The 12,616-nt window shown below is 67.7% G+C and carries 11 protein-coding genes; 2 read left to right on the top strand and 9 right to left on the bottom strand.

Translation table 11 applies throughout. From position 1 onward, the window contains the following. Window positions 1-32: 32 nt before the first annotated feature. Entirely contained in the window at window positions 33-923 is an 891-nt protein-coding gene (locus tag ACL03I_RS13055; protein ID WP_364439009.1) for a manganese catalase family protein, read from the bottom strand. A gap of 149 nt (window positions 924-1,072) precedes the next feature. Then, complete coding sequence (locus ACL03I_RS13060) at window positions 1,073-2,698, bottom strand: glycoside hydrolase family 13 protein (RefSeq protein WP_355075496.1); 1,626 nt, start codon at window positions 2,696-2,698, stop codon at window positions 1,073-1,075. Between the two features lie 155 nt (window positions 2,699-2,853). Here ACL03I_RS13060 and ACL03I_RS13065 point away from each other — a divergent pair, with 155 nt between their 5' ends. After that, window positions 2,854-3,681 carry an SDR family oxidoreductase gene (locus ACL03I_RS13065; RefSeq protein ID WP_412806024.1) on the top strand — a complete coding sequence of 276 codons (828 nt, stop codon included), beginning with the start codon at window positions 2,854-2,856 and terminating at the stop codon, window positions 3,679-3,681. Between the two features lie 81 nt (window positions 3,682-3,762). Here ACL03I_RS13065 and ACL03I_RS13070 read toward each other — a convergent pair whose 3' ends face one another. The 6 genes from ACL03I_RS13070 to ACL03I_RS13095 form a co-directional block, all read right to left on the bottom strand. After that, window positions 3,763-5,112, bottom strand: coding sequence for a family 1 glycosylhydrolase (locus tag ACL03I_RS13070; RefSeq protein WP_412806025.1), 1,350 nt, complete (start codon window positions 5,110-5,112; stop codon window positions 3,763-3,765). Between the two features lie 133 nt (window positions 5,113-5,245). Beyond that, complete coding sequence (locus ACL03I_RS13075; protein ID WP_355075501.1) at window positions 5,246-5,827, bottom strand: TerD family protein; 582 nt, start codon at window positions 5,825-5,827, stop codon at window positions 5,246-5,248. Between the two features lie 123 nt (window positions 5,828-5,950). Beyond that, window positions 5,951-6,874 carry a phytoene/squalene synthase family protein gene (locus ACL03I_RS13080; protein WP_412806026.1) on the bottom strand — a complete coding sequence of 308 codons (924 nt, stop codon included), beginning with the start codon at window positions 6,872-6,874 and terminating at the stop codon, window positions 5,951-5,953. 11 nt (window positions 6,875-6,885) lie between these two features. Continuing rightward, a complete protein-coding gene (crtI, locus tag ACL03I_RS13085) occupies window positions 6,886-8,418 on the bottom strand; it encodes a phytoene desaturase family protein (protein WP_412806027.1) in 1,533 nt (510 codons plus the stop codon). Window positions 8,419-8,435: 17 nt separating this feature from the next. Then, window positions 8,436-9,551 (bottom strand): polyprenyl synthetase family protein, encoded by a 1,116-nt coding sequence (locus tag ACL03I_RS13090; protein WP_412806028.1) that lies wholly within the window; start codon window positions 9,549-9,551, stop codon window positions 8,436-8,438. Between the two features lie 65 nt (window positions 9,552-9,616). Beyond that, window positions 9,617-10,111, bottom strand: coding sequence for a DUF6764 family protein (locus ACL03I_RS13095; RefSeq protein WP_355075507.1), 495 nt, complete (start codon window positions 10,109-10,111; stop codon window positions 9,617-9,619). Between the two features lie 123 nt (window positions 10,112-10,234). Between ACL03I_RS13095 and ACL03I_RS13100 the strand changes: the two genes are divergently transcribed. Continuing rightward, window positions 10,235-11,092 carry a MerR family transcriptional regulator gene (locus ACL03I_RS13100; RefSeq protein WP_412806029.1) on the top strand — a complete coding sequence of 286 codons (858 nt, stop codon included), beginning with the start codon at window positions 10,235-10,237 and terminating at the stop codon, window positions 11,090-11,092. Window positions 11,093-11,237: 145 nt separating this feature from the next. On the opposite strand, the gene ACL03I_RS13105 is transcribed toward ACL03I_RS13100, so the two are convergent. Continuing rightward, window positions 11,238-12,605: an NtaA/DmoA family FMN-dependent monooxygenase gene (locus ACL03I_RS13105; protein WP_412806030.1), complete on the bottom strand. Its 1,368-nt coding sequence runs from the start codon at window positions 12,603-12,605 to the stop codon at window positions 11,238-11,240. Window positions 12,606-12,616 lie beyond the last annotated feature (11 nt).

Consider the following 12,616-nt stretch of genomic DNA (forward strand, 5'->3'; position numbering starts at 1 on the left):
CGTGTTCCGTTCCGGGCGTAGGCGTGGGGGAGTCAGTCCGGTATGTGTGATTCGTGGGTGAACGGTTTGGTGCCGTGCACCGCGGGCTCGCCTTGCGGGTTGGTCTGCGCGCCATGGTTCACGCGTTCGTCGGAATCGAGCCATTCGCTGACCGGATTGTCGATGTAGCGCCATTCCGTGCCCGAGGGCCACGGCCCCTGCCCTTCGTTCCATGGGCCGCGGGCGCTCGCGGAGCCGTTGGACATGTTGAAGGCCACGTTCTGGAATCGATCGTCGCCGGGCAGTGCTCCGGGCGGAAAGTTGACCGGCAATTCGTTCAGCGCCGCGGTGAACTGCTGGAAGTGTGCGATCTCGCGGGTCATCAGGAACGAAAGCGTGTCCTGCACACCGGGATCGTCGGTGAACTGCTTGAGATATTCGTACACGATCTTGGCGCGCGACTCCGCCGCGAGGTTGCTGCGCAGATCGACCGAGGGCTCACCGTTGGCGTCGACGTACGACCCCGACCAGGGCACGCCCGCGGAGTCCTTGACGACGGGTCCGCCGCCGCTGAGCGCGAAGTACAGGGGGTTCACCGCGACCTGATGGATCACCTGGTCACGTCCGCCGGGCGTCGCCACCATCGGCATCCAGTCGCACCGCTCGTTGGCTTGCTTCAAATCGTCGTTGAGCCCGTCGAGCAACATGGTGATCATCGCGCCGACGATTTCGAGATGGCTGAGTTCCTCCGTGGCGATGTCCATGAACAGGTCATAGGTTTTCGGGTGCTTGCCACGCAGCATGAACGCTTGGTTGAAATATTGCATGGCGGCCTTCAATTCGCCGTTGGCGCCGCCGAACTGCTCTTGCAGCAGGGTCGCGAAACGCGGATCGGGACGGTCGACGCGAACTTCGAACTGGAGATCCTTGTTATGGGTGAACATCGCTCTCCTTACCAATATGGTCGGCTGACGAGATGGCTTCTACTGCCTAACCCAGCGCACGACGAGCAAGAGACGCGTTGCTTGTTCGGTGGCGACGATACGGGTTCGAATTGCCGGTCGTGCGCAGCGACACGAGGGGCGACCATGCCCTACCCCACGCCGGGGACCTCCAGCCAGGCCGCGCTGTCGGCGGGCAGGACGCTGTCCTGCAAAGGCTCGCTGGACAACAACAGCCGCTCGTGCCTGGGCAGCGTGGTCGGCGCGTTCGAAACGTTCACGATGCACACCAGGCCGGGAGAGCGTCGGAGAAGCAGAACACCCGGCGCACTGGGCAGCCAGGACCAAGAGCCCTCCCCGAGTGCCGGATGGTCCCGGCGCAGACGCAGCGCCCGGTGATAGAGGTCGAGCATCGAATCTGGTTCCCGCTTCTGCAATTCGGCGGTCAGCGACACCCAGCGCTGTGGCTGCGGCAGCCAGGGACGGGTGTCGACCGGGCCGAATCCGAATGGCGGCCGGAATCCGCTCCACGGCAGTGGCACACGGCACCCGTCGCGGCCGCGGGCGGTGTGGCCGGAGCGCTCCCAGGTCGGATCCTGTAGCACCTCTGGCGGGAGATCTTCGACCTCCTCCAAGCCGAGTTCCTCGCCCTGATAGAGGTAGGCGCTGCCGGGGAGCGCGAGCATCAGCAGCAGCGCCGCCCTGGCGCGGCGACGACCCAGCCCGACATCGACGGGACCGTGCGGTTCGTGCTGTGAACCGCCGCCGCGGGTGGAGGCCCGCCCGTAGCGGGTCACATGCCTGGTGATGTCGTGGTTGGACAACACCCACGTGGGTGGCGCGCCCACCGCGTCCAACGCCTCGGTCGTGCAGTCGACCACGGCACGCAGCGCGTCGGCATGCCAGGAGCACCGCAGAAAGTCGAAGTTGAATGCCGTGTGCAGTTCGTCGGGACGCACGTAGCAGGCGAGGCGCTCGGGTTTGGCCACCCACGCTTCGGCGACGAAGACCCGATCCGGCCCATAGGAATCCGCGATCTTGCGCCAGCCGCGATAGATCTCGTGTACCTCCTGCCGGTCCCAGTGCGGATGGTCGGTCCGATCCGGCGGCTCCATCATGTCCTCGTGATCGGTTTCGATATCCGGTAGATCGGGGTGTTTGACCAAACCGTGCGCCACGTCGATGCGGAAGCCGTCCACGCCCCGATCCAGCCAGAAACGCAGGATCGACTCGAACTCGGCACGGACGTCCGGGTGCTCCCAGTCCAGGTCCGGCTGGTGGGCGTCGAACAGGTGCAGATACCACTGCCCGTCCGCCACTCGGGTCCACGCAGGGCCACCGAACACACTCCGCCAATTGTTCGGCGGACCGCCGGAGGACGCGCCGTGCCGGAAGAGGTAACGGGCTCGCTCCGGCGAGTCCGGCCCGGCCGCCAGTGCCTGCTGAAACCAAGGATGCTGATCCGAGGTGTGGTTGGGGACCAGATCCACGATGATGCGCATATCCTGCGCGTGCACCTCGGCGATCAGCTCTTCGGCCTCCGCGAGCGTGCCGAACCGGTAGTCGATGTCGCGGTAGTCGGAGACGTCGTATCCTCCGTCCGCCATCGGCGACGGATACCAGGGCGTGACCCATATCGCGTCCACTCCGAGGTCGCGCAAATAGGTCAGTCGAGACCGGATACCGGCGATGTCGCCGAGGCCGTCGCCGTTGCCGTCGCCGAAACTGCGGATGTAGATCTGATAGATCACGGCATCGCGCCACCAGGGAGCAGTCATCGTGGCACCCTCCTCTCGGCTCGTTCCAGGGCGGTTACCCGCAATCGGAATCCTCGTAACGTCGCGTCGGCGCTACGAGGTCGAGGAGGAATCGTCACGCGCGGGGTGGCGGCGGGAGGCGGTGTGGTCCGTGCCCGCGCGGGTAGTCGCTGGACATGGCTACCACAGCTCCACTACCGGAACAACGAGCAGGCACGCCGCGGCGAGCCGTGGTGACCGGGGGAGACTCCGGAATCGGTGCTTCGATCGCCGTCGCGCTCGCGGCGGGCGGGACCGATGTCGGGCTGACGTTCCACAGCGACCAGCGCGGCGCGGAGGGCACCGCGACGCAGGTGCGCGAACAGGGCAGGACCGCCGCCGTGCGCCGTCTCGACTTGGCGGCCCCGTCGTCCGCCGGGTCGGTGATCGACGAACTCGCCGACGAACTCGGTGGCCTCGATGTGCTGGTGAACTGCGCGGGTACCGGGTCAGCGCGGAAGGCGATGGACATGGACTTCGACACCTGGCGGCACGTGCTGTCGGTCGACCTCGACGGCGCGTTCGTCTGTTCCCAGCGCGCGGCCGGACATATGATCGCCGCGGGCAACGGGGGCAGGATCATCAACATCACCAGCGTGCACGAACACGTTCCCCGGGTGGGCGCCGCACCGTACTGCGCGGCCAAAGCGGGGCTCGGCGCACTGACGAAAGTGTTGGCGCTGGAACTCGCCGAATACGACATCACCGTCAATTCGGTCGCGCCGGGGGAGATTTCGACACCGATGACCGGCCAGGAAGACGTCGATCCCCGAGCGCAGTCGCGTCCCGGCGTGCCGCTGGGCCGAACGGGGCACGCGAAGGAGGTCGCTGCCGTCGTGGCGTTTCTCGCCGCACCGGAGGCGAGCTATGTCACCGGCGCGTCCTACGTGGTCGACGGCGGCATGCTTCTGATGGGCCCGCAGGCCAGCACCTTGTTGACCGACGAGAAATGGCGCACGCCGTGACCACGGATTCGGTTACTTCGCGTCGTCGCGGGGCAATGCGCTGAGTTCGAGCAGACCGTCGACCAGGGTGCGGGCGTCCGTCTATCGCTCCGCTACCGGAGTCATGCAGCTGGCCGGGGGATCGACGAACAAGCAGAGGGCCGGACCGCGGGTAGGACGGTAGCCGTCGGGCACTCCGCCCGCGTCGATGACCTGCGTGTAGGCGCCGACGGCGTCGGTGGGGCGGCGGGTGAGGGAGGGGTCGGTACGCACGTCCACGGTGTAGAGGCCGAAACGGGGCGTGTAGCTTCCCCATTCGTAGTTGTCGGTGAGGCTCCAATAGTTGTAGCCCATGATGTTCATGCCGTCGGCCTTGGCGCGCTGGATCCAATAGACGGTGTCGCGAAGGTGATCGCCGCGAACATAGCCATCGGCGCGTGGACGGCCGTCTTCGGTCGGCATCCCGTTCTCGACGACGTAGAGCGGTTTACCGGGCAGCCGGCGCGAATAGTATTGCAGCGCATAGTAGATGCCTTCGGTGCGCAACGGCAGCTCCCAGATGTGCGGTCCGGGTAGCGTGGGCATCGCCGAACCGCTGGCCCGCAGGATGGACTCGATCAGCGACTGCGCGGGGTCGAAGGCGAAGTAGTAGTCGACACCCACGTAGTCGAGCCGATCGGCGATGCGGTCCATCAGCGGGCCGTTCACCTGCGCCTCCGAACCGGCGACGTAACCCATGTTGCTGGTCACCTGTGCGCCCGGCTGCTTCTGGTGGATGTAGTCGTAGCTGGCATTGTGTGCCTGCGCGACCCGCTCGAGCATTTCGCCGGCATCCGCGGCGCCGTGGCGGACCTCGTGCATGATGTAGGCGACGGGCTCGTTCACGGTGACCCACAACGGGTTGCGTGCCGCGTAGCGGTCCACGACGTTGCGCATGTTGGCCAGCCAATCCTCGACCATGCGGGGATTTCGCCAGCCCCCTCGGTCGGCGGCCCAGCCGGGGTACACCCAGTGGTCGAGCGTGATCATCGGTCGCATACCGGCCCGCTCGACGCTCGAGATCACCGCGTCGTAGAAGCGGAAGGCTCCTTCGTCCCACACTCCCGGCGCGGGTTGCACTCGGGCCCATTCGATCCCGATCCGGAACACCCGCACGCCCAGGTCCGCCGCGAGCTGAATATCGGAGGCATAGCGGCCGTAGAAGTCGACGGAATCGCCTAGGGCGTCGTAGCCAGGGGTCGCGCCGACGTATCGGGTCCAATTGCTGTCCGGCGCATGACCTTCGGACTGGAAGCCGGAGGTCGATACGCCCCACAGGAAGTCTCCGCCCAGCGCCGGTAGGCCGGCGACCGGCTGTATCGATGGGATGGCCGCGGATTGCGTGGCGAGAAGCAGGGTGGATGCCGCGGCGGCGAGCGCGGCCAGGACGTACCGACGGAACCGAGATCGCATCGACCCAGAGTAACTGGGTGCTGTCCACTGATTGCCGGAATCCGCTTATCGCAGCGATTCGAAGACGTGGACACTTGTTGCGATCGGTTTGCGGGTGGGCCACGCGGACCGCGACGCGTGGCACCCGCAGGTGCTATTGCATGGCGAAGCGCAACAGCGCCTGCATGTCGCCCTGCTTGATCTTGCCTTGGCGATTGAGGACTTCCAGCTGCCACACAGCGCCGTTGCGGAAGGCGCGAGCGACCGCGTTGGCGTTGTCGGTGCCGAGCAGCGAGGGCCAGATGTCGGCGACTTGCTGGCTGTTGCCGCCGGTGGCGTCGTAGATCTTGAAGGAGATGTTGTTCGCCTTGTCGAAAGAACTGCCCTTCTTGAAGGCGGCCGCGACGAAGACGATGGCGTCGATCGCGGTGGGGACGTCGGCGAAGGTGACGTGGATGGTCTCGTCGTCACCGGAAGCGGCGCCGGTCTGCTCGTCACCGGTGTGCGCGACCGAGCCGTTGCCCAACGGGTCCAGCGAATCGAGTCCCGCGAAGCGCACCGGGTCGTTGCCCTGCATGAGGACCGCGATCAGATCGAGGTCGACACCGCGTTTGCGGCGTGCCCAGCCGAGTGCGCCGCCGCTCGTTCCGGACGACGGATCCCAGCTCACTCCCACACTCAATTTCGTGATACCCGCGAGGTCCGCGGCACCGTCTTCTTTTCTGAGCGTAATCACGACATCAGGATACTGACGACCAGCCGCCGCGCTCGGGACAACGAATCCGTCTCCGGGACAGGCAGGTCCGCACCGGGTGGTGGAAGTCCATCGCGCGACGCGGCACCGTTGTCGCCGCAGCGATCACCGGCCCGCTCGGCGTGCCCACCACGCCTCGACCAGGCCGGTCGCGCCGACTCTCGCTCGCCGCCGGTTCGGCACGGCGGCGCGGTGATCGAACACCGCGAAGTCGCTGTCCTCGATGCGGTCGAGGATCTCCGAGTACAGCGTCGTCGCCGTCGCGACGCAGGGGCGCGAACGGCGGTGCAGCAGGGCGATTCCGGCAGCGGCGAAGCGGTAGATGTCGCGAGTGCGGGCGATTTGCGCCGCCAGGGCGCTGCGTACCCGGGGCTCGGTACGCCGCCGGGTAACGCACCAGCGCAAGAGATCGCGATCGACGTCGAACGCGGCCAGTTCGTCGGCGGGTAGATACACCCGGTCACGCAGCAGGTCTTCGCCGACATCCCGCAGGAAGTTGGTCAGCTGGAATGCCTTGCCGAGCGCGGCGGCATGCGGAGCGGCCGCATCGGCGCAGCCGGTGCCCAGAATCGGCAACAACTGCAATCCGATCACTTCGGCCGACCCGTAGACGTAGGTGTCGAGCGCGGCGCGATCGGGATAGTCGGTCACGGTCAAATCCAAATGCATCGATGCGAGGAAGGCGTCGAACAGCTCCGCTGGAATGCGATAGCGATCGGCAGTGTCCAGAACCGCCGGGAGAACGGCGTCGGTGTCGGCGGCGCGGGCGCGGAAGCGGCCCGCGAGTTCCTCGAGCCGCCGGGCACGTTCGGCGATATCGAGACGCGGGTCGAACTCGTCGAGGATGTCGTCAGCTCGGCGGGCGAATCCGTATAGGGCGTGGACCGCGGGGCGCTGATCCGGTGCGAGCAAACGGGTCGCGAGGAAGAAGGTCTTTCCATGGCGTGCGTTGAGCCGGCGGCAGTACCGGTAGGACCGGTGCAGTCGCTGGTCGCTGAGCCGGGTGGTGTCGAGGTCGGTGCGGGTCATCTCGATTCCGATCACAGTTGTCGATCGATGCGGCTGGTGGCGAACGCGGCGCCGATGCGGCGCGGCCGCACGGGCTGGAGGCCGCTGATGCGATCCGCGGCCAGTCGGCCGGAGATCAGCACCGGCGGGATCCCCACCCCCGGCACGGTAGAGCCGCCGGCCAATACGGCATTGTCGACACCGCGGATCATGTTGGCCGGTCGGAACGGACCGGTTTGGGCGAACGTATGCGCCAGCGCGAACGGGCTCCCGGCGAGCATGCCGCGGCGAGCCCAGTCGGCCGGTGTGTCCACGCGCAGTATCTCGACATCACCGAAGACCGAGCCGAGACGCTCCTGAGCGACCTCGAGTAGTTGCTCGGCATAGCTGGTTCCCGCCCGGTCCCAATCGATCCGGCCGCGTTCCAGGTTCGGCACCGGGGCGAGCACATACAGCAGGTCCCGTCCGGGCGGAGCCGTAGACGGAACGGTAGCCGAGGGACGGGTGACCAGCAGCGAAGGATCGCGCATCACCTGCCCGCGGACGATGATGTCGTGGAACGACTCCTCCCAGGCGGCGCCGAACAGCAGATTGTGGTGCGCTATCCCGGTCGTGGGCGCACACCCCAGATGGACGATCACCGCCGAGGGCGCGGAGGTCAGCGGCACCGGTCGACGTGGTGTGCGCGCGATCAGGCGATAGGCCTCGTGCAGTTCGGTCGTCAAGATCACTGCGTCGCAGGAGATTCGGTCGCCGTCGTCGGTGCGAACCCCGGTGATCCGCGAGCCCGTGCGCTCCAGGGCGGTCACGGTGGTGCCATAGCGGAATCGGACACCGGCCTCGGTCGCCGCGGCGGCCAGCGCCTCGGGGAGCGCACGCATCCCACCGCGCGGAAAGAACACACCGCCGACGGTGTCCATGTAGGCGATGACCGCGTAGGCGGCCCGCGCCCGGCTGGGCGCGACGCCCGCGTACAGCGATTGAAAGGTGAAGACACGCCGCAATTCCGGGTCGGGAATGTAGCGCGCGACGGCGCGATCCCAGCGGCCGAAACCACCCAAGGCGATCAGCCGGGCGAGAGCGGGGGTCACCATGGACAGCGGTGAGTCGAAGTTCGCCGCGATGAACCGGTCCATCTCGGCTCGGTACAAGCGGGTCAGCCAACGCCGCAGGCGGCGATAGCCGTCGGCCTGGTCGGCGCCGGCGAACCGGCGGATCTCCGCTTCCATCCGCGCGGCGTCGGTGTGTACCTCCAGCCAACGGCCTCCGGCGAAATGTGCCCGATACGCCGGTTCCACGGGCGCCAACTGCAAATAGTCAGCGCTGCGCGCCCCGGCGGCCGCGAAGACGCTTTCGACGATATCGGGCATGGTCAGAACCGTCGGGCCGGTGTCGAGGCGATAACCTGCCGGATCGGCCTGCCCGGCGCGGCCGCCCGGTACGGCTTCGCGTTCCACGACGATCACTTCGCGGGAGCGGCCTGCCAAATGCAGGGCCGCGGACAATCCCGCGAGCCCGGCTCCGACGACCACCACCCGGTCGGTCGGGCCTTCGACGGTGCGCATCGAGGAAAACCTCCCGGTCAGGCAACGCGTTCGGTGCATGCGGTGGCCATGTGCTTCAGTGTCGCGCGCATCGGTGCGCTGAAATTCGCTGTGTGCAAAGCGTTTTCGGCGCAAGCGAGCAAGTCGGCGATCATCGTCTCGATCCTCTCGGGCGCCCCGGACTCGATGATCAGCATCCTGGCGCGGTCGACCTCCGCGGGACCGAGGTGGAGCCGATGGAGGAGCCGGGACAATTCGGTTCGGGCCGAGGGGGCCGCCATTTCGCGTGCGAGGACCACGACGCTGGTCGCGGTGCGTTCCCCGAGATCGCCGTCCGCGGGTTTGCCGGTCACGGCCTGCGACCCGAAGATGCCCAGAATGTCGTCACGCAACTGGAATGCCTCGCCGACCGCGGCGCCGTACCGGCCGAGCGCGTCCAGGACGGCCGCATCGCAGCCCGCCATCGCGGCGCCCATCTCCAACGGGCATCGCACCGTGTAGTTGCCGGACTTGACCCGCGCGATCGCCAGGACCGAGGCCAGCGCGGGCTCGGTGCGCGCGTCGTTGAGCAGATCCGCGAACTGGCCTGTCGCGAGTTCCACCCGCATGTTGTCGTAGCGCGGCCACGCGTGCGCGAGCGCGGACTCGGCGAGCCCGCTTTCGCGGAGCATCTGCTCCGCCCACACCAGGCACATGTCCCCGAGCAGGATCGCCGCGGACTCGCCGTACCTGGTGGAAGAGCCGGGCGCGCCGATGCCGCAGTGCGCCCTGGCGAACCGGACATGGGCGGACGGGGCGCCGCGTCGCGTCGCGGACCGGTCCATGACGTCGTCCTGGAGCAACGCGAACGCGTGCAGCAGTTCCAGACCGGCGGCCGCACGCAGCGCTGCCGGATCGTCCGGTCCGCCGCACAGCCAGCCGAGGTACATGAACGTCGACCGCAAGCACTTCCCGCCTGTGGCGTATTGCCGCAGAACGTCGTGTGCGCCGAGGCGATGAAGCGGCGCGGGGCATGCCCGCAGGAGGAAATCTTCCAGCTCGCCGAGTACTGCCCACCGCACCGCTTCCCGCCACTGCGAGAAGGGGGCGGCTCCCAGTGCCGGGATGCCGCCGACCGGTTCGGTCGCTGTCGATTCGGACCACGTGATGCTCATTCCCGATCCCCTTCCACGCCTCGGGCAACTACCCGCATGTCTGAGATGCTACGCATAACGATGCACTATCGAGGCGAAAAGCAGCCCTGCAATGTCTGGAAGTCGCCCGCGAAGCCGAACCCGCCCGCGCAGGTCGGCGTCGAGGTGCCGGTAACCGTGACCGTCGCACCGGGACCGGCGATGCCGATCGACAACCCTGGGCGCGCGCCGGTGGTCGTGACCGTCGCGCCGGGTCCGACGGCGATCGCGGCCGGTCCGGACAGGTATGTCGAGTTCGAGGTCGCCACCCCGCCGTTCTGCGCGATGGCCAGGGACAGGCTGTTCGGTGCGGCGTCCGCGGTGGCGTCCGCGTCGAAGCCGTAGGCCGCCGCGGCGCCGCCCGCGCCACTGCTCGCGGAGCAGGAGGCGGTGCTGTCGGCGGTCTGCGTCGCGGCGAGGCCGGGTGCGGGGCACTCCGCGGGGGCGGCGGTGGCGGCGGGTGCGGCGAACAGCATGCCCAGCCACGCCGCGCCGACGCCGGTCGTCAGCCCCACCGATCGCGTGAGAGTGGGTCGATCCATGACGTCCTCCTTTGGTGCTCGGGCTTGCAAGGCTTCACGCTACGCCATTTTTGATGCAAAATCGATGCATCATTCGAATTCCTCCGAAAGGAGCGGGAGACATGCGGCGGATGCGGTCCCGCGATGGTTGACCAGGGGTCCGCCCGGTACGCGGTGGGCGCGGTGGCGAAGCGGCTGGGCGTTCCGGTCGCCACCCTGCGCAGCTGGAACCAGCGGTACGCGATCGGCCCGCCGAGGCATCGGCCGGGAGCGCACCGCCGCTATTCCGAATCCGACATCGCGACCTTGCGGAGGATGATCGCGCTCATCGAAGCGGGCGCCACACCGGCCGGTGCGGCACAGCAGGCGCTCGCCGAAGCTCCGCGAGTATCAGAGGGTCGCAGCGCTCTCCTGGTCGCCGCCGAACAACTGGAACCCGATGTCGCGCTGACTCTGATCATGGCTCGGCTGGCGCGCGACGGTGTGGTCACGACGTGGAACAGGTTGTGTCGTCCGGCATTCGAGACGATCGTCGCGGCACAGGACGCCGGTCGGGGGCTGATCGAAGTGGAACATCTGTTGTCCTGGGCGGTGATCGCGGGATTGCACCGCATGTTCCCGCCGGTCCGGCGTCCGGGTTCGCAACCGCCGGTGCTCTTGGCCTGCACCGCGGGGGAGAACCACGTGCTGCCCCTGGAAGTATTGCGTGCCGCGCTGGCCGAGCGGGGCGTCGTCGCGTTGTTGCTGGGCGCGGCGGTGCCCGACTCGGCTTTGACCGAAGCCTTGGCGCGCCATGATCGGCCCTGCGTACTCGTGCTCTGGTCGCAGCTGCCCGCGACCGCCACCGCGGGAACGCTTCGGGCAGTGCGAGAGGCGGCGGCGCGGCTGCTGGTCGCCGGGCCGGGCTGGTCCACGGTCCGGCTACCGCCCGAGGCTCCCTACGTCGCCACTCTCGAGGAGGCCTTGGAGGTTCTCGGCGAACCCGGACCCGACGGGGCGTGATCCCGGGTCACTTCCGGCCCTGCCACCGATGGCGGGTGTCCACGCTCCCGCGCCGCCACGTCCGGCATCGGTGGCGTTCGATGCCGGACGTGGCAGGCGTGGGCGGCGGCGCTCGCGGTCGATACCACGGGCCGCCGCCGCGAACTCAGGCGTCGGCCGAAACCGTCTTCGCCGAGCGCACGTTCGGGAGGCCGAGATTGTCACGCAGGGTGGTCCCGGTGTACTCGGTGCGCAGTGCACCACGGTCCTGCAACAGCGGCACCACTCGGTCGACGAATTCGTCCAGGCCCCATGGCACGAGGTGCGAGCCGAGAATGAAACCGTCGGACCCGTCGTTCTGAACGAAAGTGTCGATCTTCTCCGCGACCTGTGCGGGGGTTCCGACCAAGGGACCGCGCTCGAATTGGTCGATCACCACCTCGCGCAGCGAGAGCTTCTTCGTCTCGGCGACCTGGCGCAGACGTTCGGCGGTGGCGAAGCGGTCTTGATGCACGAAGGCGCGGCCCTGGATGATCGGCGGAGCGTCGGGGTCCGGATCGATGTCGGGCACCGGCCCTTCCGGATCGTAGCCGGACAGGTCGCGGTTCCAGATCTGCTCCAGCAGAATCAACGCGGTCTGCCCGGTGACCTGCTCGTTGCGGACGGCATGGTATTTCTCGATCGCCTCGGCCTCGGTGTCCCCGAGAACGAAACTCGCCGACGGCAGAATCTTGATGTCGTAGGCCGCCCGCCCCGCCGCTACCGCGCGCGACTTGATATCGCGGTAGAAGTCCGCCGCCTCGGGCAATTTGCCGTACGGGGAGAAGATGGCGTCGGCATTGGCGGCGGCGAAGGCTCGCCCTTGCGGCGACACACCGGCTTGCAGGATCACCGGCCTGCCCTGCGGGCTGCGCGGCACCGTGAAACGACCGGAGATGTCGAACTGGCTGCCGCGGAAAGCGAATGCCCCGGCATCCGGCCGAGCCAGAAACCGTCCGGCGTCCTTGTCGGCGACGATGTCGTTCGCGTCCCACGAATCCCACAGGGCACGAACGGCATTCAGCGTCTCCTCGGCGCGGGCGTAGCGGTCGGCGGGATCGAGGAATCCGCCGCGCCGGAAGTTCTGGCCGGTGAATGCGTCGAACGAGGTCACGACGTTCCAGGCGGCGCGGCCGCCGGAGAGATGGTCCAGGCTGGCGAACTGCCGGGCCAGTTCGTAGGGCTCGTTGAAGGTGGCGTTGATGGTGCCCGCGAGCCCGAGATGCTCGGTGACCGCGGCGATCGAGGCGAGCACGGTGAATGTGTCGGGACGGCCGATGATGTCCTGATCGAAGATCTTGCCCGCGCGTTCGCGCAGGATGAGCCCTTCGGCGAGGAAGAAGAAATCGAACTTGCCGCGTTCGGCGGTGCGCGCGGTGTGTTCGAAACTGCTGAAATCGATCTGGCTGCCCGCCTCCGGATGCCACCAGGCGGTGTGATGGTTGACGCCGCCGAGATAGGCGCCCAGGATGATCTGCTTACGGGGGGTGCTCATGGTGACCTCGC

Source organism: Nocardia sichangensis (genome assembly GCF_047200615.1).
Lineage (GTDB): Bacteria > Actinomycetota > Actinomycetes > Mycobacteriales > Mycobacteriaceae > Nocardia > Nocardia sichangensis.